This is a genomic window from Saccharopolyspora sp. NPDC002376 (assembly GCF_053593195.1).
The window spans coordinates 1-26,898 of record NZ_JBSFBZ010000082.1; the positions used below are offsets into that span (position 1 = coordinate 1).

The window sequence follows — 26,898 nt, forward strand, 5'->3', positions numbered from 1 at the left end:
CGCGCACACAACCCATCCAACTCCCCAACAGCAACATCAACCACCACAACAACCATGATCCACAACGAACCAATCGAACTGCCGTTGCAGTACTAAGCCAGGCGGATCTCGTGGACCAGGCGTAGCGGCGGTCGCCCTTGGAACCGGTGACTGCTCGGACTTGCCACGCACTTGGACTGTGGGCAAACCGTGTCACGGCCTCGTCGGCGCGCAGCCGAAGGCTCGCGAGGTGGCTGCCTCGTGATCACAACGGCCCCATTGTTCTGCTCTCCAGCCAAAACGCCCAAGTGCGGCTGCCCTACTGCTGTAGTTGGGAGGGCCTGCACCCGCACGCCTTCCGGCACCTGGTCGCTACGGAGCTGACGGGCGAGGGTTGACCGCTCGCGAGATCGCCGATTACCTCGGTCACGAGCACGTCAGCATGACCCAGGACGTGTACATGCACCGTGGGATTGTCAGTATTTCGGCAGCCGAGGCGCTGGCAAACATGCAGCTAGAGGGCTGAGGCAAAGATGGGGACAAAGTGGGGTTGATCTTGAACTAGATCAACCCCCCACGTCGCTTACCTGGGGTTTTGCGCCCCGGTGCGGCTCGTACAGCATCTACACGGAACCAGACCCGCCGTGAGCTTCTGGTTTCCGCCACCGTTGACGTCGTGCGCAACCGCCGCCGTTCGGGTGGTGGTTCCCGATGAACCCGAACGAGCTTGTTGAAGGTCTGTCCGAGCTGCAGGCTGACGGCCTGGCCTGCGTGGCGTGCGAGGCGAACTACCTGCGAGTCCGGGTTTCCGCAGTTCCCGTCGGCCGATCGGTGACCGGTTCCCAGGTGCACGCTTGCGTCGGGCAGTGTGCGGAGTCGGCCAAGGCCGATATCGCGACCGGCCGACGCGTGGGCGGTGGGGAATGACCGCCGCGTGGCCGGCTCGTCGGGACCGAGCGGAATCACCGAACTTGGCCACGATGCTGGGATCACCACCGGAGCTGCCACGGTGCCAAGGGAAAGAGCGGCGGAGAAGACGCTCTGGTACTCGGTAGCACGATCCAGCGGCGCCAATTCAAAGGAGAGTTCCCACGAACCGGTAGTCTGCAGGATCTCCTCAACGCTGTAGACCAGGATTGCGAAAAGGACAGCGGGGACGACGACACCGTGGTTCAGCAATCCAGCGACGGCCAGCGCACAACAGGCGAGCAGGAAACTCAGAGTAGCTCCATCTGGAGTCGATGGCGACGGCGAAACCCGCCAACGTGCTGCCAGCACCGATCCCTGGCCACACATGATGCGACACGAGATACCTGGCGATCGCCCGCTCACCTTCGAGCCGGAAAACGGATTTAGAGAGCTCAGGATCGAAAAGCTTCGGGGTGGCGATCCCCTTGTGGATCGCCACCCCGAAGTAAACGCTATAGCACTCCCGCGATCTGCCGAGCCTACTTCTTGAAACGCCTCTTACGCCAGTACCAGGCGAGGAAAATAACATTCACCAAGATTAAGATGCCGAACCCTATTCGAGAAAAAACTAGACCTATTTCACTCCCAGGAAAATCTTCCTGCATATTGAATCCCTCGTACAAAAAGAAGCCGCCCAGTAAGACGGAAACAATGAGCGGTATAGCGAGCGCCGGGCTCATTCGATCAGGCTTGTTCAGTCTCGATTCCATCGCAACTTTCCAATCAACAGAACATGTTGCCTAATTCAGAAACCGCACCTCCGACAACGGCCACAATTAGAGAAGAAACTCCAAGGCCAACACCGACTCCACCCCCAATGCCGGTGGACATGAAGATAATTCCACCCGCGGCAAGTCCCGTTGAGATGTGCCCAGTATCCTCGAAACATTGCCCGTGTGCTCTTTGTATGTGTCCAGCGTCCCGGAGGATTCCTTGATGATTTTGTCGATCGTCCCCTTCTCTGGGCATGTGGTTTGCTCCACTGTCCCATCTTCGTAGACTAATCGGCATTTCTCTGATTCGTAGGCAACGAGAGAAATGTCAGCTTCGGTGATTTTTGGCGGGTTCTTAATTTTCTCCTGGTATTCGGCTTGGTGCTGTTGGAGGGCGTCACGCAGTGCGGCTGCCGCTGCGGCCGCTGCGGCTGCGGCATCCTGGGCGGCCTCTAGAGCAGCAGCACGTGCCCGGTCGGCGGCCATGTAGGCAGTGACAGCGTAGTTGTGGGCCTGAGTCGCAAAGTACCGCGCCCGCGCTACCGATTCTGCCGCGGCATGTGCACTTTGCCTCGCGGAGTCGGCTGCGCCTTGGGCTGCCGCCATCGCCGCTTGGGCTTTTTCGGCCGATGTGCGTGCCTGATCGGCCGAGGCTCGGGCTTGAGCGGCATAGTCAGCGGCCTGGGCGGCAGAAACCTGAGCCTGTTGGGCGTAGCCGCTGGCTTCCTCAGCCGCGTTGCGGGCGACTGCCGCTGATTCTGCGGCTGTGTAGGCGTCCTGCATGGCCTGCGCGGCCGCTTCCATGCCCCGATTAACCAAGCGTTCCATCTCCGCAGCATGCGTGGCAGCCTTGGCGTCACTTTGCTGGGACAGATATTGTCCCGATTGGACGAAGTCCTCGGTCCAGCCGGGCGGTCCTTGTAGTGCCGCTTCAGCCGAAGCCTGGGTCCTGGGTTCTCCGGCGTCCTTGATACGGGTTGCATTGATCCGCACGTCGATATCACGGGTTCTGAACTGTCCCTCTTCCAAGAACCGCCGCACATCATCAGGCGTGCCGTTGAGAGCGGCTTCGGCGGCTTCTTCAACTGCTGGGCCGATCGCGGCGGATTTGATCTGGACAGTCCGCAGCCGGTCGTCGGTGACACGGTTCTCGTAGTCCTGGTTCTTCAAGAACTCGTGGACCTGCTCGTCGGTACCTGCCAGAGCTGCTTCGGCAGCCTGGCGCAGACCTTCCCGATCGCTCATCTCCGCGATCCGTGTCACCGTCGCGCGTTCATCCTGATCTGTGGCATCCTGCCATCCGGATGCACTCCACTGGCGGATGTCAACGTCGGTCCCCGACAGGGCGTGTTGGGCTGCCCGCCTGCTCCACATACCACCGGTGCTGAGCACGTTTACCGCAGCTTGTCGCCCCTTCAATACGACGGTCTCCTCGTCAGCGTTCGGGTCAGCGGCCTCGGCCAAAAGCTGCCGAGTCTGCTCTGTCAACCGCTCCTGCTCGGTTGCATCCCAGAGCGCCATGCCCTGCTGATCCTGCCAGAGTCGCTTCACAACATTGGCAGCGTCGATGAGCTCTTGTTTGTCCTGCTTGAGTCGCCCCGGTGTGTCTGGAGACTTCATCTGTTGGGAAGGATGGAGTCGTGTCGCGTTCGAAGAAGTATCCGCCGGAGTTGCGTGAGCGGGCGGTGCGGATGTTCACCGAGATCCGCGGTGATCATTCCTCGGAGTGGTCGGCGATCCAGAAGGTCGTGGAGCTTCTGGGTGTTGGGACTACCGAGACGGTGCGCCGGTGGGTGCGCCAGGCCCAGATCGACGGGGGAGCCCGTCCTGGGGTGAGCACCCAGGGGTCCGAGGAGCTCAAGCGGCTGCGGCGGGAGAACGCCGAGCTCAAGCGGGCCAATGCGATTCTTAAGGCGGCGTCGGCTTTCTTCGCGGCCGAGATCGACCAGCCACAGCGCTGATCGTGGAGTTCATTACCGAACATCAGGGCCACCGTGAGGCTGGTGGCCTGCGATGGGGTGTCGAGTCGATCTGCGCCGCGCTCACAGAGCTCGGCGTAAACCTCGCCCCCTCCACCTACTACGACCACCGCACCCGCACTCCGTCGAAACAGCAGCGGCGGGACGAGCAACTCAAAGTGAGATCGCGCGGGTGCACGCCGCCAACAACGACGGCGGCAGGAAGAAACCAAGTGCGAAAATCCATTGTGGACACAGGGCTGTCGTTGAGAAGCTCGAGGAACCAGCCAACCTCTCCATCCCCGCGTCGCTCGTTCTCGACCCGGATGCCGAGAGCAAGCGTGTACGCGGCATCAAGCATGTCCCGGATCTCGTCCTGATTGCCGCCGGTCGGCGGGGGTTGGTCGGTGTCTCTTGCCCTTGGCGTCGGCATTCGGCTATTCGGGTCATGTTGAGCGGGTGCTGCGTCACAAGCGTGGTGTGCCGGAGTTCCAGCACTGCCTCATCGGGCGGTGTTGGATGCGGGGTGCGCAGTGACCGAGGCAGACAGCGCGGATTCAAGCGGTCGTCGCCGACCGCGGCGTCGGGGGAGTGGGGACGAACTCGATGCGGTGGATATGCAATTCGGAACGTTCAAGACTGCGAAGAGCGAACCTCGGCGGGCGGCGACTCACACGGCTCTGTGCGCCGTGGGCCGGCTACCTGACCGGGATGGTCGTTTCCGGCGAGCTTGAGCCTGAGCTCGACGCGACTATCTGGCAGACGGGATGGTCGGAGTCGGATCGGTCGTGAACCTGTTTGCTGCTTTCTTCGTACGTGGCATCGAAAGGTGAACACCGACGAAGGAGCTGGACGTGGGAAGAGGTTCGCTCGAACGAGGTCGGATGTCCAGAAGCAGGGGCAACGCCGCTGCGGTCGCCGTGTCGGTCGTGGTCGGAGCGACGGTTGCGGTGCCACCCGCAGTCGGCCAGCCAGCTGCGGATGTGGCATTGGAGTGGTACGACGTGACCGCCGCAACCGTGAACGCGGCGGGCATCCCGGCATCAGCACAGGTCACGAAGAATCGTCTGTGGGCGATCTCCTGGCTCGCCGCGGCCCGGGCGGTTCGCCCTGGGCTCGGGGCGGGCAAGCCGCACGAGTACGAGCAGGCGGCGATCGCATCAGCAGTCCACACCGCGCTGTCGGACCTGGTGCCAAGCCGCGAGGCGGAGTTGAACGCCGCTCTGGAGCGAACCCTGGATCGAATCCCGGACGGCCCAGCTGAGGATCGGGGCATTCGCGTCGGCCGCGAACAGGCGCGCTTGGTGCTGGCGGATCGAGAGGACGACGGATTGGATCCGGAGTCGGTCAACGGCACGTACCAACCAGCGAAACCAGCCCCCGGGGTCTGGCAGCCAACGCCGCCGACGTACGGGGCCGCCATCCAAGCCGGATCGAGGTACGCGAAGCCGTTCTTGCTCGACGACCCGGCGCAGTTCCGGTTGGGGCCGCCACCCGAGCTCGGCTCCGAACGCTACCGGGTCGATCTGGCCGAGGTTCGCGCGTTGGGCGTCGCGGGCAGTGCGGCGCGCACCGACGAACAGACCAGGACGGCTGAATTCTGGGAGCAGTCCACCCAGGAGGCCTACACCTGGGTCCTGCGCTCTGCGCTTGAGCAGTCCCGGCAGCCTTTGTTCCAGCGGGTGGGTACGGTGGCGATCTTCAACGTCGCGCTCGTGGACACGCAAATTGCCGCCTCCGACAGCAAGTACACCTACGCTCGCTGGCGGCCTGTCACGGCCATCCGGGCAGCCGACGACGGTGACGAGGATCCGGGCACCACACCAGATCCGGACTGGACACCGGAGGCCACGACACCGCTGCACCCCGACTATCCCAGCGGGCACAACACCTATGCCGGTGCAGCGGAAGCCGTGTTGACAGCGCTGACCGGTGCAAAACCCGACGAAGCCGTCACGATCGGCAGCTCGACAGCTCCGGGGGAGTACCGCACCTATACGGAATGGTCGCAGCTCACCGCCGAAATGGTCGACGCCCGAGTTTGGTCCGGTCTGCACACGCGGACCGCTGACGAAGCTGGTGTCGTGCTCGGTCGCGATGTCGCGGAGCACGACCTGCGAATGGCTTTCCGGCTACTGCGGTGATGCGGGAGAACCGGTCGTCCGTGGGCAGCAACAGCTATCCACGGACGACCGGTTCACGGGTCAGCTTGCCGGTGCGGAGGTCTTGATCGCTTCACCCCTGCGGCGGTGCAAGCCGCGCAGTGCCGGTCGTGCTTCGCGGTCACAGGCCAGACAGGATGAAAGGGTGCATGGGAAAATCCGTTGGCAGATGACCGAACCGCGGATGCGCTCGCGACGTACACCCGGGTGCAGGAGGGATCGGCCGATGCTGGACGGAGTGCGATGACGGCGAACGAGCAACTGCTCCGCGCAATGTACGAGGAGTACGGAGGCATGCTGATCGCGTTCGTCCTGCGGTACACGGTCGACCGGCAGCGCGCCGAGGACGTCGTGCAGGAGACCTTGCTGCGGGCGTGGCGCAACCTGGATTCGATCGATCCCGACCGCGGCGACCCGCGGTCGTACCTGTTCTCGATCGCGCGGAACATCCTGATCGATGACTGGCGTGCCGCCCAGCGTCGCCCGCGCTTCGTCCGTGACGACGCGGCCGTCGAGGCGTTGCCGGCTACCGACGAGCTGGACCGGATGCTGGACGGCTGGCTCGTCGGGGAGGCGCTCCAACGACTGTCCGCGCAGCACCGCGCCGTCGTCGTCGCGCTGTACTTCCAGGGGCTCAGCGTGGCCGAAACCGCGGAGCAATTGGGCATTCCGCAAGGAACCGTGAAGTCCCGTGCCTACTACGCGGTGCGATCGTTGAGAATGACTTTGGAAGAAATGGGGGTTATCCGGTGAACGAGGAGCACGCGGCGATCCGCGAGCTGTTGGGGGCCTACGTGCTCGGCGGTCTGGAACCGGACGAGCGTCGACAGCTCGAGGAACACCTCGGCTGCTGCGCCGAGTGCCGGGAAGAGTTGTCCGGCTACGCAGGCCTTCCCGGCTTGCTGCACCGCGCCGGTACACCGCCGAAGGCGGTCGAACCGCCGGAGTCGATGTGGGCAGAGCTGATCCTGAACGCCCGCACCGAACGAACGGCGTCACCGCGCAAGCGCAGGTGGTTGCTGGCCGCTGCCGCAGCGGTCCTGCTCGGTGCGGGAGCGCTCGGCGGCATGGCCGCGGTCTCCTGGGCGCCGCAGGGCGCCGACCTGGTGGCTGCGGTCGGTGTGACCTCGCACGGGCACGGCAACCTGGAAAGCCGTCCATGGGGGACTGCGGTTTCCCTGCACGTGGAGAACCTGCCGCCAGACGACCGCTTCGTAGCCTGGGTGGTGGCCAGCGATGGCCGTATGGACCAGGCCGCCACCTGGTCGCGAACCCCCACCGGGGAGGCTCGGCTGTTCGGCGCGTCCTCGATTCCCCGCGACCAGGTGGCCAAGCTGCTAGTCACCACTGGTACCGGCCGGCACCTCCTGGAGTTGCGCGCGTAAAGCCTGTCGGAGTCGGCGAGGCGATCTCCGCGGGTTTCCTCGCTGCTTGCGCCTCTTCTGCACCGCGGTGCAGTGGATCGACCACTGAGGATGCGAACTGGTGATCACGTCCAGCGTTGAAGAGATGCGGCTGGCAGGATCGACTTCCCTCATCGGTAGAGATGGGCGGAACTGTCGGCGGTTTCGCGGACGGTCAGTGTTAGCACCGTCAGGCCAAGAGCACCGGCCAGGACCAGGATGAACGCGGGAACGAACGTGTTTCCGCTGACCCCGATGAGCCAGGTCGCCAGGTATGGCCCGCCGCCACCGGCCACGGAAGCACCCATGCTGTGTCCGAATGCCACGCCGGTGGTGCGAATCTGGACTGGGAAGAACTCGGGAATGCTGGCGGAGGTGCCTGCCTGGCAGAGCGCATAGGGCAGCATGACCAGTGCTAGTCCGGCCATCGCTAGCCCAACTGATCCCTGGTTCATCAGGACGAACGAGGGAACGGTGAGCACGACGTAGGCGCCGTACGACGAGAACAGGATTCGCTTGGCGCCGAATCGGGTGCAGAGCTGGCCGGCGAACGGGATGAGCACCCCGGCGAGCAGGACGGCGACCAGGACAAGGGTAGATGCGGTTCCTTTGGAGAAACCGAGGATGCTGCTGAAGTAGATCGCGACGAAAACCGTGCCGATGTAGGTTCCGGTGTTCTGCACCAGGGCGAGGGTGAACACCTTGGCCAAGGGTTTCCGGTGGTCGCGGAACAGTTCGCGGACCGGTCGTTCGGTGGCACCTTGCTTGCGGCGTTCGATGAATTCCGGGCTGTCCTCAACACGCAGACGCAGGTACAGGCAAAGCGCGCCCAGCGGCAACGCGAGCAGGAACGGGATCCGCCAACCCCAGGACTCCATGGCGGGCGCAGGCAGTGCACCGCCGACGAGCGCGGCCATCCCCGCGGCGGCCCCCTTGCCGAGTTGGGCGAACGTGGGGATGAACGACAGGTAGACCGGACGCTTACTGGGCTCGGCCCATTCCCGGATGTAGCTGGACGCGCCGCCGACCTCGCCTCCAGCTGAAAAACCCTGCACCATGCGCAGAACGACGAGGAGAACGGGACTCCACACGCCGAGCTGGGAGTAGCTCGGCAACATGCCGGTCAGACCGGCCGCCGCTCCCATGACGGTGATGCTCGAGATGAGGCTGGCCCGGCGCCCCCTGCGGTCGCCGAGCCAACCGAAGAAGAGCGCACCGAGCGGCCGGACGAGGAAAGCCGAGCCGAACACGAGCAGCGTGTTCAGCAGGCCGACGGTCGGATCGTCGCTGGGGAAGAACACCACCGACAACGTCGCGGCCACGTACCCGTAGACGCTGAAATCGTAGTACTCGATGAAAGTGCCGAAAACGGCTACGCCGGTGGCCTTCTTCGCCTGCTGCTTGCGGGCACGGACGGACGATGCATCCAAGTTGGGCATGTTCGATTGCATGACGTTTCCTGACAGGTCGTTCCGCCCTGCTTCGTGCCTGCGGCGCAGTCCGAGAGCAGTTCAGGTGCGGACAGTGCGAATTGCTCCCGGTCCTCTTCGCTCGGCATTCCTCGGCAGAGGAATTTCGGCGTCCACTCGCCGGTTTTCGACTCCTGGAGAGCGCCTGTGGTGTCCGGTCTGATTCATGCCAGGTGGACAGCCACCAGCCGAACCGGTCATTCCCGCAAGCGGAGGACGAGCTTGCCCATCGCCTGCCTGCGCTCGATCGCTTCGAGCGCTTCGCGGACCTCACCGACGGCGTAGCTTCCGCCGATTGGCGGGGTGATAGCGCCGGATTCGAGTTTGGGTAGGAGCTCGGCCCACTGATCGAGGAGGTAACCCGGGCGTGCCTTGGCGTACGCGCCCCAACCGACTCCGACCACGTCCAGGTTGTTCAGCAGGAGGCGGTTGACCTTCACTTCGGGGATCGAGCCGGCGGTGAAGCCGATCACGAGCATCCGCCCGTCGGCGGCGAGACAGCGCAGCGAGTCGGTGAAGCGGTCACCGCCGACGGTGTCGGCGACCAGGTCGACGCCTCGACCACCGGTCGCTTCCTTGACCGCGTCCTTGAAACCGTCGACGAGCACGTACTTGTCCGCCCCTGCTGCGAGCGCTGTCCGGCCCTTCTCCGGCGTCGACACCACCCCGATCACCGATCCTGCGCCGAACGCCTTCGCGACCTGGATCGCCGCGCTGCCGACGCCTCCGGCGGCACCGTGCACGAGCACTGTCTCGCCAGCTGACATGCGGCCGCGTCGGCAAAGCGCGAAGTGGGCCGTCAGGTAGTTGAACGGTATCGCCGCTGCCGATTCGAAGCCCAGCGCGTCCGGGATGGGGAACGTCGCGTCCACGGGGCAAGCGACTCGTTCGGCGAAGGCACCGAGGAACGGCAGGGCAGCGACCCGGTCGCCGACCCGCACCGGCGCTCCTGGAGGTGCCTCCGCGACCACTCCGGCCACCTCGGCACCCGGAATGAACGGGAGCTCCGGCTTGACCTGGTAAAGGCCCCTGGTCTGGAGCACTTCGGGGAAGGCCACGCCCGCTGCGTGGACGTCGATGAGCACCTCGTTCTCCTGGCGGGCAGGCGAGGCGAGGTCCACGATGGCGACGGTCGATGGCCCGTCCAGATCCTGGATGTGTACGGCTTTCATGGACTCGGACTGTAAAGAGCGGACTGCCGCAGCAGAAGAAGCCGACGGCTATCGCCGTACCAGCCTTTCCGCACTATGCCCACCCGGCTGAGAGATTGGACGATCGGATCTGGCGCAGCAAGGTATCGACGACCCGCCCGCGCATTTCCCCTAGTCGTACGATCGCGGACAGCGTCGTTTGGGCCCACGGCTTGTTGATCGGGATCAACGTCACCCCGTTGCCACTGATCGTCGACGGCGCGAGCGTGTTCGCGATCGCGATCCCCACCCCGGCGCGGACCATCCGCTGCGCGGTTTCCGCGCCGTTGCTGGTGTACACGATGCGTGCGTCGATCCCGGTGACGAGTTCCTCGAACGCCTTCCGCAGGATGCTGCCTTCTGTGAAGAAGATCAGCGGTTCACCAGCCAGGTCGTAGATGTCGAAGGTCTCCGCGCGCGCCAGCGGGTGCGAGTCGGGCACGCACAGGACCAGCCGTCCGGTCATCAGGTCGATGTAGTGCAGCCGCTCGTCGTCCGGCGGCTCACCGGGCAGCGGGATCCGGGTGATCAGGCCGATGTCGAACTTCCCGTTCAGGACACCGTCGCGCACGAGGTAGCTCCCGGCTTCGGCGACCTCGAACAGGATGTTCGGGTGCCCTTCGTGCAGCTCGCGGACCACGTGCGGCAGCACCCGCATGCTTCCGATCGCCACCGTGCCGAGTGCCACCTTGCCGATCTTCAGGCCGTCGATCGCGCTGGCTTCCTGCCGGAGCAGGTCCTCGGCCCGGATCGCCGACTTCACGTGCGCTAGGATCCGCTCGGCGGCATCCGTCGGGCGCACACCGTGCGTTCCGCGCAAGACCAGGACTACGCCGAGGTCCTCTTCGAGCCGCTGCACCTGGTTGGTGATGGTCGGCTGCGAAACACCGAGCTCGTGGGCCGCTTGGCGGAAGGAGCCGGTGCGAAGCGCAGCCTCGAGGTAGCGCAACTGCTCGAATCTCAAGCTCTATCCCTACTCCCGCCGGATCGACGGCACCGCTGCCGTCGATCCGGTCATCGTATGCCGACGATCCTCGCGGATCTAGGCCTCAGCGGGAGAGCAGGTCGAGGCCGGTCGCGTCGACCGCGCGCGCCCCGCCGTCGATCGGGATCGTGGCGCCCGTGATGTAGCCTGCGGCCGGGGTGAGCAGGAACGCGATGGTCGCGGCGACCTCGTACGGCTGGCCCAGCCGCCGGAGCATCGTCTTGCCGCTGAACTGCTCGATCATCGTGCGGGCGTGCGCACCGGCGAGGAAGCGGGGGGACAGGAACAGCCCGGGTGCAACGGCGTTGACCCGGGTCCCTTCCGGCCCGTACTCGTCGGCCAGCTGACGCACCCATCCCTCGAGTGCCGCTTTCGCCGGGCCGTACCCCGCGGCGTAGCTGCCCGCGCGCGTGCCGTTGATGCTTGAGACGTAGACGATCGAGGCGTCCGGGCGCGCCAGCATCGGAGCCAGGTGCTGGGCGGCGAGGAAGGCGTGGGTCAGGTTGACCCGGAAGTCCTTTTCCCACTCGGCGAGCGTGAAGGCAGGCAGCGGTTTGCGCTGCATCTGGCCGATGACGTCGACGTATCCGTGCAGCGGCGCGCCAGCGGCGAACTCGGCGAGGGACCGCGCACCGTCCTCGGACGAAACGTCGGCGAGGAACCGGTCGGCGTCGAGTTCGCCGGCGAGGCGATCCAGCGCCTCCTCGTCGACGTCTACGAGCAGCAGCTTCGCGCCGCGGGAAGCGAGCGTGCGCGCGACGTGCTCGCCGATGCCTGCAGCGCCGCCCAGGACGGCGTACCGCTTGCCGTCGAGCCGGAACAGCCTGTCGTGCGGGACGTTCGCGGCGGCGACGGCGTCGTGGGGATCGTCGAACACGGTTTCACGCTCCGTTCACGAAGTCGGCGATGAGGCGCCAGGTCTGCTCGGGGTGGCTGATGTTCGGCGCGTGCTTGTGGGGCACGGGGGCGACGGTCACCGCGGGGCACCGGTCGGTCAGGTGCTTCACCCAGCCCCGTTCGACCAGCGGATCGCCCGCGCAATCGAAGACCAGGACCGGGGTCGTGACGTCCGCGAACGGTGCCGGGTAGGGATCGGCCGGACGCGCGGTCCGCAAGGGTTCTGGTGGTTTCGCGTGCGGCGCCAGCATCCCGGCGTAGTGGCCCGGCATCGCCGCCCACCGCATCCGCGCGTCGACCTGCTCCTGGATGCCGGGATAGTCGTCGCACAGCAGCTGGACGATTCTGGTCATGTCCTCGCGGGTGCCGTCGTAGCTGGCGAGTTCGGCGCTCGTCGCGCTGCGCCAGGGGCCGCCGGTACCGCTGATCGAGGTGACCGAGGCGAGGCGTCCGCTCAACTGTTCGTCCAGCAGTGCGCGGAGCGCGATCGAGCCGCCGAAGGAGTTTCCGACCAGGTGGATCGGGCCGCTCGCGCCGATCTGGTCGAGCAGCGAGTAGACGTGGCGCAACCGGAAGCCGAACGGCGACTGATCCAGCCGCACGGCTTTGGCCGAACCGCCGAATCCCAGCAGGTCCGGAGCGATGACGCGGTGCGTCTGCGCCGCGAGCGGCAACAGCGTCCCCCAGGTGACGTCAGAAGACGCGCCCCACGCACCGTCGTGGAGGAAGACGACGGTGCTGTCCCGTTCCTCGCCCCCGATGAGGTATCGGGTCTCGAGGTCGTTGACGACGATGTTCTTCTCGGTGATCACGGCGAGACAGGTCTCCTTAGTGCGGTGCGGTCAGCGGAATTCGTACTGCTCGGGATCGACGGCCTGGGTGCTGCTGATGTACCGGTGCGCCGACAGCGGCCACATGATGGTCGAGCGGCCCTCCGCGTTCTGGTACCAGCTGTGCGTTTTGGACCATCCCCACACGCGTTGCGCGCTCGCTTCGGACACTTCGTCCTCGTACTTCTTGAAAACGTCGTGGCGCAACGACAAGGAGGACTTGCCCGATTCCAGCAACTGCTCGATCGCGCTGAGGATGTACACCGATTGGCATTCGATGAACAGCACCAGGTTTCCGTGCAGCAGCAGATTTGTGTTGGGGCCGTACATGCAGAACAGGTTCGGGAAGTCCGGAACGGTCAGGCCTAGATAGGCGCACGCGTTGACACCCCACGACTCGTGCAGATCGACTCCGCCCGCGCCGGTGACCTTCATCGGCATCAAGAAGTCCGAGGCGTTGAAGCCGGTTCCGAAGATGATGACGTCCACCGGGACGTAGTGACCGTTGCTGGTGTGGATCCCGCTCCCGTCGATGCGGGCGATGTCTTCGGTGACCAGTTCGACGTGGTCCTGCTTGAGCGTGTCGATCCAGGTCCCGTCGTCGCGGATGATCCGCTTGGCGCCCGGCGGGTAGTCCGGGATGATCTTCGCCGCGAGGTCCGGCCGATCCTCGACCTGACCGAGCAGGTAGTCCGTCAGCAGGCCGCGAAGCCGCTCGTTCGGTGCCGACACGGCCCGTTCGGTGGGCGGGTACGTCGGGTCCACGGTTGCGGCGGCGAGCCGCCCGATGGCTCTCGGGAGGAAGATCGAGAAGCGGTAGTACGCGCGGTACAGCGGCATCTCGCGCAGGAGCGCGCGCTCGTTCTCGGGGATCTCCTGCCGGAGCTCGGGCGTCGACTGCAGGTACGGCGCGCTGCGCTGGAAGATCGTCAGCGACGCCGCGGACCGCGCGATAGCCGGTGCCACCTGGACGCCGGTCGCACCGGTGCCGATGATCGCCACCCGCTTGCCGGTGAGGTCGACGTCGTGGTCCCACTGCGCGGTGTGGAACGCCGGGCCGTCGAAGGTGTCCAGTCCGTCGATGCGCGGGATCATCGGGCGGTTCAGCTGTCCGACCGCGGACACGACGATGGTGAAGTCCTCGGTCCGGGAGCGCTCGTCCGGCCCGGTGGTGGTGACCGACCACAGCTGCCGCGAGTCGTCCCAGGTCGCCGAGGAGACCTCGGTGTCGAAGCGGATGTGCTCGAGCAGTCCGTTCTGCTCGGCGAACGCCCGCAGGTAGTCGTGGATCACGTTCTGCCTGCAGAAGTACGACGGCCAGTCGTGCGGGAAGAAGGAGTAGGTGTAGATGTGGCTGAGCACGTCGATCCGGCAGTCGGGATAGGCGTTCTCGTACCACGTTCCGCCGACGTCGTCGTTCTTCTCGATGATGGTGAAGTCCACGCCGGCCTGCTTCATCCGCAGTCCGGCCAGCAGGCCGGACAGGCCTGCCCCGACGATGGCAACCCGCATCGGCCGCGCCGGGTCGAGTTGGTCTTTCGTCCACTTAGGAGCGCGAGGATCGGTACCCGGTGGGACGAACGTGACGCGCAGTAGCGCGGCGTCTTCGCCGGCCGAGCGGTCGAGCGCCCACTCCGCGATCGCCTCGAGGACTTCAGCGGACGGCTCGACCGGCCACGCAGCGATGTTCTGCAGGTACGGCTCGAGCTTTGCCAGGCAGAACGCCCGGGCCTCCGCGTCCGTCTCCGCGTCGAGACCGGTCGCGGGCAGCAGATCCGGGTTCGGGCGCCATTGCGGGCGGAGCACGGACGGGTCGTCGGTCAGGTGCGCGACGAGCATCAGCAGCGCGGGCGTTTGCGCCGCCTGCAGGTGGTCGAGCAACTCCTCCGGGGACGGCTGGGCTGAATCAGACAACGCGGGCATCCTTCGAGGTGTCGATGTGCGCGGAAGACGGTTCGGAGGAATCGAGGAACTCCCGGAGCAGCGCCGCCACAGGTGCGGGATGGGTGAACGCGGCGAGGTGTCCGCCGGGCGCGAAACGCAGCCGCGAGTGCGGGATCCGCGTGTGCAGGTTCTCGATGACCGCGCGCGGGGTGCTCACGTCGTCGGTGCCACCGATCACCAGCGCGGGCACCGACGGTGGCACGTCGAACTCGCCGACGGCGGTCATCGCCTCGAGGAACGCTCCGTGGATCGCGGGATCGCCGTCGAGGAACTGGTCCCGGGCCCGGGCGATCAGCGGGTCCGGCCGACGGGACTCGCCGAACCACCGGGTCATCGTCATGTCGGAGAGCGCGGCCAGCCCACCCGGTGCCCGGGCGGCTTCTGCCCGCGCGAGAGCACCGGCCCGCGCGTTGTCGTCATACGCGCCGGTCGTCGCGATGAGGACCGCGGCCTCGACGGCACCGGGGCGGCGGTGGGCGAGTGCTTGGGCGACCATCCCGCCGAGCGAGATCCCCACGACCGGGAACCGAGTCAGGCCGAGCTGCTCGGCGATGAGCGCTACGTCGTCGGCGAGCGCGGCCAGCGAGATCGAATCCGGGGTGCCCGCGCTGGTGCCGTGACCGCGAAGATCGGGGACGACGCAGCGGAACGCGTCCCCGAGTTCCGCGGCGAGCGGTTCGAACCACGAGCCGTCGAGGGCGAGCGAGTGCACCAGCACCAACGGACGCGGGCCGTGCCCCACGACCCGGTAGGCCAGGCTGGTGCCGTCTGGGGCTTCGATCCGAGCGATCATGCGTCCTCCTCGTCCGCCTTCCGGCGTTCCTCGGCCGCGGCCACCTCTTCCCGAAGGCGAACTGAGAGGGTTTCCAGATATTCGGCGAATTCCGGGGAGGAGGTGCGCATCTTCTGCGTGCGCGGCCGTGGCAGGTCGATCTTGATGTCGGCGACGATCCGGCCAGGACGTGCGGCCATCAGCACGACCCGGTCGCTGAGCAGGATCGCCTCTTCCAGGTCGTGGGTGACGAAGACGACCGTGGGCCGTTCGGCTTCCCAGAGCCGGATGAATTCCTGTTGCTGGTTCGCACGCGTCTGGGCGTCCAGCGCCGCGAACGGCTCGTCCATCAGCACCACCCGGGGACTCTGCACGAGCGTGCGCGCGATCGCGACCCGCTGGCGCATGCCTTGCGACAGGTGCAGCACGTCCGAGTCGGCGAACTCCTCCAGCCGCACGCGGCGCAACCACTCATCGGCGCGCTGTTTGCGTTCCGCCGCTGGGATTTTGTGCACTTCGAGGCCCAGTTCGACGTTCCGGCGGACTCGCCGCCACGGCAGGAGCGCGTCTCGGGCGAACATGAAGGCGACGCCGTCGGAGGTGCCGCTGACCGGCTCGCCGTCCAGTGCCACGGTTCCTGCCCGCGGTTGTTCCAGTCCTCCGGCCATCGAGAGGACCGTCGTTTTTCCGCAGCCCGACGGGCCCACGATGCTGACGAACTCCGACGCGCCGATGTCCAGGTCGAACTCCTCCAAGACGAGCACTGCGCGCCGGCCGTGGATGAAGTTGTGGCTGACGCGGCGAAACTCGATCGGTGCCCCGTCCGGGCGCCCGTCAGGAGCCTTCCTCTGGTCTGCGAATTCCGGCCTCGGATGCGCTGTGCTGGTCTGCCTCATTGCAACTCCGCTGGGTTGAGAGGTGGACCGTGGTGCGGCTGAGACGACGTCGCGTACCTCTCGGGAACACGTTCGTCATCGAACAGCCCGAGTGCGTCGGATACGGTTTATCGTCCGCTTTCCCACCGTGCCACGCCGGTGCGGTGATGCTCCGTGACCCGGCGCACAGCTGTCAACACAGATCGGCGCTGTGCGGAGCTATCGCGCCGATAGCCCGCGGGCCGTTGCGAGGAGGAGGTCGCGGTGGCGACGCTGGTCCGAACCGGACTTGCGGAGGAACACGATGACATCGGCGCAACAAGCGATTTCACCTTTCGGCGCAGTGCAGTTCGACTTTCATGGCCGGGTTGCGGTCGTCACGGGCGCGACCGGCGGTATCGGCGGCGCAGTCGTCGACATGTTCGCCGCGTCCGGGGCCGACCTGGTCGTCCACGGTCGGCGTGCCGACGCGCTGCAGGACGTGGTCTCGCGCGTGCGGGAGCGGGGACGCGACGCGGTCGCCGTCACCGGCAACATCCGCGACCCGCAGACCTCGGCCGACATCACCGCCGCGGCGGAGGAGCGCTTCGGTCGGGTGGACATCCTGGTCAACAACGCTGGCGGCAACTTCGGCGCGCGTCTCGAGGAGTTGTCGGTCAACGCGTGGAACGCCATGATCGAGGCCAATCTCAGCGGCGCGTTCCACCTGGCCACCGCGTGCCTGCCGACGTTCCGACGCCTGGGTGGCGGTGCGGTGGTCAACATCGGATCCGCTTCCGCCGGTCACGCGCACCCGCTGCGCGGGGCGTACGCGGCCGCGAAGGCAGGGCTCGCATCCCTGACCCGGACCATGGCGTGGGAGTGGTCGGATCTGAACGTTCGGGCGAACTGCCTCGAACCCGGTGCGGTGCTCACCGCGGCGTCCCGGTTCGCCGACGACGACGTCGAAGCCCGAGTCGCCCGGTTCGTCGCCATGAACCGGCTCGGGCGTCCGGAGGACATCGCGTCCGTGTGCTTGTTCCTGTGCTCGGCCGGAGCGGCGTACCTGACCGGGCAGACCGTGATCGTCAACGGCGGGCCGCACACGGCCACCCCTGCCGACATCGACCTGGTGCGCGCTCCGGAAGCGGCGGAGTAGCGGTATTTCTCGTTCGCGCAGAAATCCGGGAGGACCCATGAGCCGATCCAACGTTTCGGACAGAGCCATCGGCGAGGAAGCGCAGACCCGCGGGTTGTCCGACACTGACCGCTCCGCGATGGAACACGCGGTCTTCGCCGAACGGCGCAAACGCCGGAGCCGTGTCCGGCTGCAGGTGTGGACGATCCGCTGCGCGGTCGCGATCGTGTTCGTCGGCAGCTGGTACTTCGCATCCGAACGTGGACTCATCAACCCCTTGTTCATCTCCTCTCCCGACGCGGTCGCGAAGGGACTCGTCGACGAGCTCGGGGATGCCACGTTCTGGACTGATGTGACCGCGACGTTCGCCGGTGCGCTCGCCGGCCTCGCGGCCGGCGGCATCCTGGGCATCGTGACCGGTGTCGTGTTCTCGCGGTCCGAGGTGCTTGAACGCGCCGCGACTCCGTTCCTGACGCTCGCCAACAGCCTGCCCCGGCCCGCACTGGCGCCGATCTTCATCCTGTGGTTCGGTCTCGGCTTCGGGCCCAAGGCACTCGTCGCCAGCAGCGTCGTGTACTTCGTCCTGCTGACGTCGACCCTCGGCGCGCTGCGCGGGATCGACCACGACGTCGTGCAGCTGGCCCGGTCGCTGTCCATGTCGCCCGTCCAGCGCTTCCTGAAGATCGAGCTCCCGGCGGCGTTGCCGAGCATCGTCGGTGCGCTGCGGCTGGGTGCGGTGTACGCCGTGCTCGGTGCGGTCCTGTCGGAGATGGTCGGCGCGTACTACGGCCTCGGCCAGCGGCTGGTCGTGCTCACCAGCAATTTCAAGGTGGCCGAGTCCTTCGCCGTCCTGCTGTTCATGGGCATCATGTCGATGGTCCTGGACTACGCGATCAAGGGCCTCGAGCACCTGGTCGCGAGCCGGTCCCGATGAGCGGGCCGCTCCTGGTCACCGGCGGCGCGTCCGGCATCGGCGCCCGGCTGGTCGAGTCGCTCGCGGCGGAACGGCCGGTCGTCGTCCTGGATGCAGCAACGCCCGAAGCCCCGGTTCCGGAAGCGCGGTACGTTGCGGGCGACGTGACCGACCGGGACGGCCTTGCGACGCTGGTCGCTGGCCTCTGCGCGGACGGCCCGCTGTCCGGGCTGGTCCACTGCGCCGGGATCTGCCGCACCGGACCGTTCCTGGACATGCCGCCCGAAGAGTGGGCCCGGGTCCTCGAAGTCAACCTGCACGGCACTCTGGCCACCGTCCAGGCGTGTGCCCCGTGGATGTCCGACGGCGGGCGGATCGTGCTGTTCTCCTCGGGCACCGCGTTCAAGGGCCCCGGGGGCATCGCCGCGTACGCGGCCTCGAAAGCGGGCGTCATCGGGTTCGCCCGGTCGATGGCCGCCGAGCTCGGCGAGCTCCGGATCACGGTGAACGTCATCGCCCCCGGACTGGTCGTCACCGGGCTGTCGGCGGACATCGCGCACACCGAGCCGGCCAACATCGCTGGACGGGCGATCGAACGTGCGGCCACTGTGGACGATTTCGTCGGGCCGGTGCGTTTCCTGCTGTCCGAAGGTGCCTCGTTCGTGACCGGTCAGACGATCGTCGTCGACGGTGGATCCATCAAGCACTAGTGCCACACGAAAGCCCGCTCGATGCCTGTGCAAGGGCTTCGAGCGGGCTTTCGGCGTGGGATCAGAGCGTGACGTTGAGTTCCTTGAGGCTGAAGAACGCCCGATCGTCCCGATAGGACAGATGCGAGACCTCGGGATCGGTGAGCCGCATGTCGGGGAACCGCGCGAAGATCCTGGGCAGCGCGACCATCAGCTCCAGCCGGGCGAGGTTCTGCCCGACGCACTGGTGCTGGCCGAAGCTGAAGGCGAGGTGCTGCGGCTTCTCGGTGGGGATCTCGAAGTCCTCCCACGTGGTACGGGCGTACTTGCTCTCGTCGTGGTTGGCCGACCAGATGGACGCGACCACGCCTTCGCCCTGCCGGAAGGTGTGCTCGCCGATTGTGATGTCCTCCGTGGCGGCACGACGAGGCCCCATCCGCGCGACCGAGTGGACGCGCAGCAGCTCCTCGATCGCGACGTCCCACTGGCGTTCACCGGAGCGCAACAGCGCGAGCTGATCCGGCCGCTTCAGCAGGGTGAAGATCGACAGCCCGATCATCCCCGCGGTCGTGTCGTGCCCGCCGATGATGAGGATCGTGATCAGTGCCGCGAGCTGATCACGGGTGATCCCGCCGACTTCGTACTGCTCCCGGATGATATTGCTGAGCAGGTCGTCTGACGGATTCGCCTCCTTCAGCGCCGCGTACTCCAGTCCGAGGGCGCGGAATTCCTCGACGCTGCGGTACATGTCCTCCTTCGGCAGTGACAACGTCGTCTGCCGCTCGGTGAGCTCGAAGAACCGCGGGGCGTCCTCGATCGGGATGCCGAGCAGCTGGGTGATCAGCGTCGTCGGGATCGCGAGGGCGAACCGGGAAACGAGGTCGACCGGTCCGGGCTGCTCGGCGAGCGAGTTCAGGTGATCGTCGACGATGGCTTCGACCTGCTCCCGATAACCTTCGACGGCCCGCGGCGTGAAGTACTTGACCACGCACCTGCGCAGCGTCGTGTGCAGCGGCGCGTCCTGCCGGATCATGCTGTCGGCGGCCATGGGGTGGTCCGAGCCGGGCAGTCCGCGGACCGGGAAGCCCGGTGTCATCGGGTTGGCGCTGAACCGGGTGTCGGACAGGATCGCCTTCACATCGTCGAACCTCGTCGCCAGCCACGAGGTCTTCCCGCCGCCGAGGTCGACCTCGCTGATCGGGCAGGTGGCGCGCAGTTCGCTGAAGTACGGGGGATCGTCCAACGGCTGTTCCGGCGCTGGGTCCAACGACAACTGCCGCAGGTGCGGGCACTCTCCCCGCTGTTCGTTCGTGGCTTCGACGGCTGTGCGATCTTCCACGGCGTTCTCCTCGCTGCTTCGCTGCAGGGCCGGAATCCAGGGATGTGCGGGCGCCTGTGCGGATATCCTCCGCGACCTGGCTGTGGTCATCATGCGCGCCCGCCCAGGTGCGAGGAAGAGCCGACCGGCTTGCGCACCGATCGGGACCGGCTATCGCGCCTGCCGGATCGGTGCGAGTGGACAGCCGCGATAGCGATCCGCCATCACCGGTCCACGATTCGCGGTATTCCCCGGCCATTGCGAGTCCCGTCACACTCGCCGGAGCTACGAACCGCCTCCCGACCCGGGTGCCAGGCGCCGACGAAGGGAAGACGCTTGATCGAGAACTCCGCGCGGCTGCCACAGCAGCTGCAAACGGCAATCGCCGGCCTCGTCGCCTCCGGCGCTCGAGTCGTGCCGGAGCCCGAGGCCAAGGAGATCCTGCGCAGCACCGGCATCGCGGTCCCGCCGGGCGCCGCGCACTCCGATCCGGCCGTCGCGGCGAACGGGCTCGACGGTGACCTGGTCTTGAAGGCGGTGTCGCCGACGCTGGTCCACAAGTCCGATGCGGGCGGGGTTCGCGTCGGTGTTGCGCGGGAGGACCTGGCCGCGGAGGCGGCGGCGATGACCGCGGCACTGGCCGCGCACGGGCATCGGGTCGATCGCTTCCTCGTCGAGGCCAAGGCCGACCCGGGACACGAGGTCATCGTCGGGGCGGTGCGCACGCCCGGGGCCGGCTGGGTCGTCATGGTCGGTCTCGGCGGGATCTTCGTCGAGCTGTTCGCCGACGTCTCGTTCGGCATCGCCCCGCTGACCGCATCGGACGTGACCGACATGCTGTCGGAGCTCAAGGGAGCCGCGCTGCTGAGCGGGGCGCGTGGCGGGGTCCGGGCTGACCTCGATGCGCTGGTAGCACTGGTCCTTCGGCTCGGCGGCGAAGGCGGGTTGCTTTCAACATTGCCGCCGGAGGTCGTCGAGGTCGACCTCAATCCGGTCATCGTCGACGCCGAGCAGGCGGTCGCGGTCGACGCGCGGATGGTCCTCGCCGCAGGCTCCGAAGCAGAATGCGGCACCGGGACGCGCACCGTGGACAGCGCCTTCGAGCGCCTGTTCCGTCCCGGCAGGATCGCGGTGCTGGGTGCGAGCGCGAGCGGGTCGAACATCGCCAACCGGTACATCGCCGGACTCCGGCGGGCGGGCTTCTCCGGGACGGTGATCCCGATTCACCCCTCGGCGGAGCAGATCGAGGGGCTCCCGGCGCTGCGCTCGCTGCAGGAAGTGGCCGAACCCGTCGACTACGCCTACGTCGCGCTTCCGGCCAAGGCCGTCGCGGACGCGTTGACCACCGATCCCGGCAAGGTCGCGTTCGCCCAGATCATCAGCAGCGGCTTCGGCGAGGTGACCGAGGGAGTCGAGCTCGAACGAGATCTCGTTCAGCGGATGAAGGCGCAGGGGACGCGCGTCATCGGCCCGAACTGCCTCGGGATGCACAGCTCCGCGGCGCGGGTCAGCTTCATCCCGGACCCGCCGCTCAACCCGGGAGGCGTCGCTGTCATCTCGCAGAGCGGCGGCCTCAGCGTCGACATCCTGCGGCTCGGTGCGGCGCGCGGGATCGCCTTCCACAGCGTCACCAGCATCGGCAATTCCTCCGATGTGGACGCTGCCGAACTCGTCGAGTTCATGCTCGACGCCCCGGACGTCGGCGTCGTCGGCCTGTACCTGGAGTCGATCGCGGCGGCGCGCTCGATCCTGGATCTGCTCGCCCGACGGGGCTCCGACAAGCCGGTCGTGCTCCTCGCCGGAGGACGCACCGCGGCCGGCTCACGCGCGGCGACGAGCCACACCGGCGCGCTCGCGGGCAACCACCGGCTCTGGCCGGCGGTGTGCCGGCAGGGCGGTATGTCGCTGACGGATTCCCTCGACGAGTTCCTCGACGTGCTGCTGGCATTCGCCACCGTCCGCGTCGACGGTCCGCCCCCGGCCACGCGAGATGCGGTCCTCTTCGGCAACGGCGGCGGTGCCAGCGTGCTGGCCACGGATGCGCTGGCACGTCACGGATTCTCCGTCCCGCCCCTGCAGGAGCGGACGGTCGAGCGGATCGAGTCGCTCGGCCTGCCGCCCGGGAACGGCCTGGCGAATCCGATCGACACGCCGGCGGGCACGCTCGCGGTGGGCGGCGGCACCATCGCCGGAGACCTGCTGTCCATCGTGCTGGAATCGATGCCGCCGGCCGTCCTCATCACCCACCTCAACGTCGGCATCATCCAGCGGAACCTGGCCGAACGGCACGGCGATGTGACCGGCACGATCATCCGCAGCATCGCCGACGCCCACGCCCGCACCGGCGCGGCGACCCAGCAGTACCTCGTGCTCAAAGGCGACGGTCGGCCGGACATGGACCAGGCGGTCGCCGAATACACGCTCCAGGCGCAACGACTCGGCCTGCCCGTCTTCCGTTCGGTCGACGAAGCCGGCCGGGTCGCGCGGTCTCTCATCGAGTTCCAGGAACGTCGAGCCGCGCTCGTCGGCACCGCCACCGCGTGAACAACAGGGAAGGGCGAATCCACGACATGACCACCGATCACGAGATCCGGCACGCGGAGCGGCGCGCGCACGCGCTGGCGATGGGCGGCGAACGCAAGCTGGCCGCCCGGGCCGCGAAGGGCGAGCTCAACGCCCGCGAACGAGTCTCCCGACTCTTCGACGACGATTCCTTCCGCGAAACGGGCCTGTTCGCGACGTCGAACGTCGACGCCGACCAGCACGTGACCCCCGCGGACGGGAAGGTGACCGGCACCGGACGCATCGTAGGGCGCCGCGCCGGCGTCATCGCGTACGACTTCACGGTCAAGGGCGCGTCCTCCGGTGCCGTCAGCAACAAGAAGATGGGACACCTCAAGGACCTGACCGCGCGCGGCGGGATGCCGCTGGTCTACCTGGCCGAGTCGACCGGCGTGCGGATGCCCGACGTCATGGGAGGTACCGGGCTCGGCAACGCCAACGACCGGACGCGATTCCTGCGCCGCCGGACCAACCCGTGGGTGTCGGCGGCATTCGGGTACTCCTTCGGTTCCGCTGCCTGGCACACCGTCAGCTCGGATTTCGCGGTGATGCGCAAGGGCGCGATCATGGCCGTCTCCAGCCCAGGGCTGGTTAGCCGAGCGACCGGGCAACAGGTCGACGGTCAGGAGCTCGGCGGCTGGAAACTGCACTCCGAGGTGACCGGATTCGCCGATGCGGTCGCCGACACCGATGAAGAGGCGATCGACCTCGTGCGCCGGTTCCTGAGCTACCTCCCGTCGCACAACGGCGAAGCGCCGCCGATCGCACCGGTGCCGGAAGGCTCAGCTGGCCGCGGCGCGCAGTTGCACGAGATCGTGCCTGAGGAGCGCACGAAGGTGTACGACGTGCGGAAGGTCATCGAGGTCATCGCAGACTTGGGGAGCGTGTTCCCGGTCAAGGAGCGGTACGGCAAATCGCTCGTCACCGCGTTGTGCCGGATCAACGGCCAGTCGGTCGGGGTCATCGCGAACAACCCGATGTTCAAGGGCGGCGCCATCGACGCGGCCGCGTGCGCGAAGGCGACCAGCTTCATCGTGCTGTGCGACTCCTACAACATCCCGCTGGTCTTCCTCGTTGATCAGCCGGGATTCCTCATCGGAGTGGACGGCGAGCGCAGCGGAATCGTCGGCAAGGTCATCAACTGGATGAACGCGCTCTCACTGGCGACCGTGCCGAAGGTGACGATCATGATGCGCAAGAACTACGGGCAGGGCTACGTCAACATGGGCGGCGCCTGGACGACCGACACCATGGCCGCGTGGTGGACCGCGGAGGTCAGCTTCATGGACCCGCGCTCGGCGGTCGGGGTGGTACACGGGATCGACGCGGCGGCGGACCCGGAGCTCTACGAGCAGCGGTTGGCCGAGATGGCCAAGGATTCGACCGGCTACGACGTCGCCCGGGTCTACGGGGTGCAGGACGTGATCGACCCCGCGGACACCCGCGAGTTCATCCTCGGCGCCCTCGAGGACAACGCGCTGAACCGTACTGGCGGGGTGGGCGAGCACCACCTCAGCAATTGGCCCACGAGCTACTAGGCGGGTGAGAATGGTGCGGCAATTCCCCAAAAAACTGCTGGTCGCCAACCGCGGCGAGATCGCCCGCAGGATCATCGCGACCGCCCGGCGCCTCGGCGTCGGCACCGTCGCGATCCACCACGGCGTCGACACCGACCTGCCCTACGTGGCCGAAGCCGACATCGCTTGGGAGATCACCGGCGACCAGCCCGTCAGTGCGTATCTCGACATCGACCAGATCGTCCGCATCGCGGTGGAATCGGGATCCGACGCGGTCCACCCCGGATACGGTTTCCTCGCCGAGAACGCCGGATTCGCCCGCGCGGTCGTGGACGCGGGGCTGACGTGGGTCGGCCCCGCCCCCGAAGCGATCATCGCGATGGGGGACAAGGTCGAGGCGCGAAACCGCGTCGCGGCCACCGGTGTCCCGGTCAGCGGCGGTGCCGGTGCGGCACTGTCCGATGCTGCCGAGGCGGTCGCGGAGGCCGAGCGCATCGGATACCCGGTCATGGTGAAAGCCGCTGGCGGTGGTGGCGGAATCGGCATGACCATCGCCCGCGACGCCGAATCGGTGCGGAACGAATTCGACCGCACGCAGGCGATCGCGGCGCGCAGCTTCGGATCCGACCGGATCTTCCTCGAGCGGTTCGTCGAATCGGCCCGGCACGTCGAAGTCCAGGTCCTCGGCTTGGCGGACGGAACGATCCTCACCTTGGGCGAGCGCGACTGCTCGGTGCAGCGCCGCCATCAGAAACTCGTCGAGGAATCACCGGCGTTCGGCCTCGATCCGCTCGTCCGGCAACGGCTGCACGACGCGGCGAAGAGCACGGCCCGCGCAGTCGGATACCGCAACGCAGGAACTGTGGAGTTCCTCGTCGACGCGCAGACGCAGGAGTTCGTCTTCCTGGAGATGAACACGCGGATCCAGGTCGAGCACCCGGTGACCGAGCTGACGCATGGCGTCGATCTGGTGGAGCAACAGCTGAGCATCGCCGTCACCGGTTCGGTCACCGCGGGGTTCGCGCCCCACCAGTGCGGGCACGCGATCGAGTTCCGGCTCTGCGCCGAAGACCCGGTGCGGTTCTTCCCGAGCCCCGGACCGATCGAGCGGTGGGAGGAACCGAGCGGTGACGGGATCCGGGTCGACGCCGGATACCGGGCGGGACTGGAGATCACACCGCACTTCGACTCGCTGATCGCCAAGATCTGCGTGTTCGCCGAGGACAGGGACCGCGCGCTGGAGCGCGCCCGGGAAGCACTCGACGGGGTCACCGTCGGTCCGCTTCGCACCAACCTGCCGTTCCTGCGAGAGCTCGTCGACAGCCCCGAGTTCGCTGCCGGCGGGTATGACACGAACATCGTCACGGACGTCACCAGCCGCCCTGCGGCAGCCACAGGAAGGTAGGGCAGTGGTGGAAACGATCAATGCCGACATGGGCGCCAATGTCTGGAAGGTTCTGGTCTCCGCGGGTGACTCCGTCGAACCGGACACGACGGTCGTGGTTCTCGAGTCGATGAAGATGGAGATCCCCGTCCTCGCCGAATACGCCGGTGCCGTCACGACTGTCCACGTCGCGGAGGGGGCGACGGTCAACGCCGGTGACCCGCTGATCGACATCAAGGAGTCGTAGGCCACCGATGGGGAACCTGACCACCGAACGGAAGGCGGGCGTTTGATGAAGCTCAAAGTCGATGCAGGCAAGTGCTGCGGGTCGGGGCAGTGCGTCCTGGCCGCGCCAGAGGTGTTCGACCAGGACGAGGACGGAATCGTGGTCCTGCTGGCCGACGAGGTCGGTGAAGAGGCGGTCGCCGACGTCAACGAGGCGGTCTTCTCCTGCCCCACGGCCGCCATCGAGATCGTCGAGCCCTGAGCGCCATGACCGGTAAGCCGATACGCCGCGTCGCGATCGTCGGGGCGGGCCAGGGCGGGGTGCACGCGGCCTCGAGCCTCCGGCGGCTGGGATACACCGGCGAGCTGACCCTCGTCAGCGCCGAGGCCTGTCCGCCTTACCAACGGCCGCCCCTGTCGAAGGCGTTCCTGCGGGACGCCGACCCGGCACTCGTCGATTTCCACGACGTGGCGCACTACGAATCGATCGGCGCGACGCTCGTGCTCGGAGACCCGGTGACCGGGGTGGACCTCGCTTCCCGCGAGATCTCGTTGGCATCCGGCACGACGACGCCGTACGACCACCTCGTGCTGGCGACCGGCTCCCGCCCTCGCCCGATCAACGACCTCCGCGGATTGCGCAACGTCTTCCACGTGTACGACCGGAACGACTCCATCGAACTGGGCGCGCGGCTGCGCGATGCGCGCTCGATGCTGTTGGTGGGTGGTGGATTCATCGGGCTCGAGATCGCGACAGCGGCCGTCGAACTCGGTTGCGCGGTCACCGTTATGGAGCGAATGCCCTCGATCCTGGCACACGCAGTACCGCCGCAGATCAGCGATTTCCTGCTGCGGCGGCACCAGGCCCGTGGCGTCAGGTTCCACTTGGGCCGGTCGGTGGTCACTTACACCGTCGAGGGTGACCGACTCGAGCTCCGGCGCCCGATGTCCCGGCGCAGCCCGGTGTCCATCCTGACGGTGGTGCTGCGACTGCCTGGTGTGGTCGGTGAAGGTGCTGCCATGCCGT

General features: G+C 67.0%; 23 protein-coding genes and 1 pseudogene. 14 read left to right on the forward strand and 10 right to left on the reverse strand.

Annotated features, from left to right (window positions below):
- Nucleotides 1-690: 690 nt before the first annotated feature.
- The gene (locus tag ACWCO2_RS33845) at nt 691-906 is read left to right on the forward strand and encodes a hypothetical protein (protein WP_450131874.1); all 216 of its coding nucleotides are present in this window, start codon (nt 691-693) and stop codon (nt 904-906) included.
- 818 nt (nt 907-1,724) lie between these two features.
- Here ACWCO2_RS33845 and ACWCO2_RS33850 read toward each other — a convergent pair.
- Nucleotides 1,725-3,281, reverse strand: coding sequence for an ALF repeat-containing protein (locus ACWCO2_RS33850; RefSeq protein WP_450131875.1), 1,557 nt, complete (start codon nt 3,279-3,281; stop codon nt 1,725-1,727).
- A 20-nt stretch (nt 3,282-3,301) separates the two neighbouring features.
- On the opposite strand from ACWCO2_RS33850, the pseudogene ACWCO2_RS33855 reads away from it, so the two are divergent.
- The 4 genes and pseudogenes from ACWCO2_RS33855 to ACWCO2_RS33870 form a co-directional block, all read left to right on the forward strand.
- Nucleotides 3,302-3,789 (forward strand): annotated as a pseudogene (locus ACWCO2_RS33855) (IS3-like element IS987 family transposase); the annotation flags it as partial.
- Between the two features lie 714 nt (nt 3,790-4,503).
- Complete coding sequence (locus ACWCO2_RS33860) at nt 4,504-5,763, forward strand: vanadium-dependent haloperoxidase (RefSeq protein WP_450131876.1); 1,260 nt, start codon at nt 4,504-4,506, stop codon at nt 5,761-5,763.
- Nucleotides 5,764-6,024: 261 nt separating this feature from the next.
- Entirely contained in the window at nt 6,025-6,534 is a 510-nt protein-coding gene (locus ACWCO2_RS33865; RefSeq protein WP_450131877.1) for a sigma-70 family RNA polymerase sigma factor, read from the forward strand.
- Nucleotides 6,531-7,166 (forward strand): zf-HC2 domain-containing protein, encoded by a 636-nt coding sequence (locus ACWCO2_RS33870; protein WP_450131878.1) that lies wholly within the window; start codon nt 6,531-6,533, stop codon nt 7,164-7,166. Before ACWCO2_RS33865 ends, ACWCO2_RS33870 begins: the two co-directional genes overlap by 4 nt.
- A gap of 149 nt (nt 7,167-7,315) precedes the next feature.
- On the opposite strand, the gene ACWCO2_RS33875 is transcribed toward ACWCO2_RS33870, so the two are convergent.
- The 8 genes from ACWCO2_RS33875 to ACWCO2_RS33910 all read right to left on the reverse strand — a co-directional run bounded on the left by ACWCO2_RS33875 (nt 7,316) and on the right by ACWCO2_RS33910 (nt 16,167).
- A complete protein-coding gene (locus ACWCO2_RS33875) occupies nt 7,316-8,614 on the reverse strand; it encodes an MFS transporter (RefSeq protein ID WP_450131879.1) in 1,299 nt (432 codons plus the stop codon).
- Between the two features lie 236 nt (nt 8,615-8,850).
- The gene (locus ACWCO2_RS33880) at nt 8,851-9,825 is read right to left on the reverse strand and encodes an NADPH:quinone oxidoreductase family protein (RefSeq protein ID WP_450131880.1); all 975 of its coding nucleotides are present in this window, start codon (nt 9,823-9,825) and stop codon (nt 8,851-8,853) included.
- Nucleotides 9,826-9,898: 73 nt separating this feature from the next.
- Nucleotides 9,899-10,807 (reverse strand): LysR family transcriptional regulator, encoded by a 909-nt coding sequence (locus tag ACWCO2_RS33885; RefSeq protein WP_450131881.1) that lies wholly within the window; start codon nt 10,805-10,807, stop codon nt 9,899-9,901.
- Nucleotides 10,808-10,892: 85 nt separating this feature from the next.
- Complete coding sequence (locus tag ACWCO2_RS33890) at nt 10,893-11,705, reverse strand: SDR family NAD(P)-dependent oxidoreductase (RefSeq protein WP_450131882.1); 813 nt, start codon at nt 11,703-11,705, stop codon at nt 10,893-10,895.
- 4 nt (nt 11,706-11,709) lie between these two features.
- Nucleotides 11,710-12,537 carry an alpha/beta fold hydrolase gene (locus ACWCO2_RS33895; protein WP_450131883.1) on the reverse strand — a complete coding sequence of 276 codons (828 nt, stop codon included), beginning with the start codon at nt 12,535-12,537 and terminating at the stop codon, nt 11,710-11,712.
- 30 nt (nt 12,538-12,567) lie between these two features.
- Entirely contained in the window at nt 12,568-14,469 is a 1,902-nt protein-coding gene (locus ACWCO2_RS33900) for a flavin-containing monooxygenase (protein ID WP_450131884.1), read from the reverse strand.
- Nucleotides 14,462-15,292: an alpha/beta fold hydrolase gene (locus ACWCO2_RS33905; protein ID WP_450131885.1), complete on the reverse strand. Its 831-nt coding sequence runs from the start codon at nt 15,290-15,292 to the stop codon at nt 14,462-14,464. Before ACWCO2_RS33905 ends, ACWCO2_RS33900 begins: the two co-directional genes overlap by 8 nt.
- Nucleotides 15,289-16,167, reverse strand: coding sequence for an ABC transporter ATP-binding protein (locus ACWCO2_RS33910; RefSeq protein WP_450131886.1), 879 nt, complete (start codon nt 16,165-16,167; stop codon nt 15,289-15,291). Before ACWCO2_RS33910 ends, ACWCO2_RS33905 begins: the two co-directional genes overlap by 4 nt.
- A 283-nt stretch (nt 16,168-16,450) precedes the next feature.
- On the opposite strand from ACWCO2_RS33910, the gene ACWCO2_RS33915 reads away from it, so the two are divergent.
- From ACWCO2_RS33915 to ACWCO2_RS33925, 3 genes are read left to right on the forward strand one after another with little or no spacing between them, the layout of a single operon-like run.
- Nucleotides 16,451-17,284, forward strand: a complete 834-nt coding sequence (locus ACWCO2_RS33915) for an SDR family NAD(P)-dependent oxidoreductase (protein WP_450131887.1) — start codon at nt 16,451-16,453, stop codon at nt 17,282-17,284.
- 37 nt (nt 17,285-17,321) lie between these two features.
- Nucleotides 17,322-18,197 (forward strand): ABC transporter permease, encoded by an 876-nt coding sequence (locus tag ACWCO2_RS33920; RefSeq protein ID WP_450131888.1) that lies wholly within the window; start codon nt 17,322-17,324, stop codon nt 18,195-18,197.
- Nucleotides 18,194-18,886, forward strand: a complete 693-nt coding sequence (locus tag ACWCO2_RS33925) for an SDR family NAD(P)-dependent oxidoreductase (protein ID WP_450131889.1) — start codon at nt 18,194-18,196, stop codon at nt 18,884-18,886. Before ACWCO2_RS33920 ends, ACWCO2_RS33925 begins: the two co-directional genes overlap by 4 nt.
- Nucleotides 18,887-18,947: 61 nt before the next feature.
- On the opposite strand, the gene ACWCO2_RS33930 is transcribed toward ACWCO2_RS33925, so the two are convergent.
- Nucleotides 18,948-20,204, reverse strand: coding sequence for a cytochrome P450 (locus ACWCO2_RS33930; protein WP_450131890.1), 1,257 nt, complete (start codon nt 20,202-20,204; stop codon nt 18,948-18,950).
- A gap of 315 nt (nt 20,205-20,519) precedes the next feature.
- On the opposite strand from ACWCO2_RS33930, the gene ACWCO2_RS33935 reads away from it, so the two are divergent.
- The 6 genes from ACWCO2_RS33935 to ACWCO2_RS33960 all read left to right on the forward strand — a co-directional run.
- Nucleotides 20,520-22,727 (forward strand): acetate--CoA ligase family protein, encoded by a 2,208-nt coding sequence (locus ACWCO2_RS33935; protein WP_450131891.1) that lies wholly within the window; start codon nt 20,520-20,522, stop codon nt 22,725-22,727.
- Nucleotides 22,724-24,283 (forward strand): acyl-CoA carboxylase subunit beta, encoded by a 1,560-nt coding sequence (locus ACWCO2_RS33940; RefSeq protein ID WP_450131892.1) that lies wholly within the window; start codon nt 22,724-22,726, stop codon nt 24,281-24,283. The genes ACWCO2_RS33935 and ACWCO2_RS33940 overlap by 4 nt, the downstream gene beginning before the upstream one ends.
- A gap of 10 nt (nt 24,284-24,293) precedes the next feature.
- The gene (locus ACWCO2_RS33945) at nt 24,294-25,667 is read left to right on the forward strand and encodes an acetyl-CoA carboxylase biotin carboxylase subunit (protein ID WP_450131893.1); all 1,374 of its coding nucleotides are present in this window, start codon (nt 24,294-24,296) and stop codon (nt 25,665-25,667) included.
- Between the two features lie 7 nt (nt 25,668-25,674).
- The gene (locus ACWCO2_RS33950) at nt 25,675-25,893 is read left to right on the forward strand and encodes a biotin/lipoyl-binding carrier protein (RefSeq protein ID WP_450131894.1); all 219 of its coding nucleotides are present in this window, start codon (nt 25,675-25,677) and stop codon (nt 25,891-25,893) included.
- A 45-nt stretch (nt 25,894-25,938) separates the two neighbouring features.
- Nucleotides 25,939-26,133 carry a ferredoxin gene (locus tag ACWCO2_RS33955; protein WP_450131895.1) on the forward strand — a complete coding sequence of 65 codons (195 nt, stop codon included), beginning with the start codon at nt 25,939-25,941 and terminating at the stop codon, nt 26,131-26,133.
- A gap of 5 nt (nt 26,134-26,138) precedes the next feature.
- Nucleotides 26,139-26,898: NAD(P)/FAD-dependent oxidoreductase (locus tag ACWCO2_RS33960; RefSeq protein ID WP_450131896.1), on the forward strand; the 760-nt coding region annotated here is incomplete at its 3' end.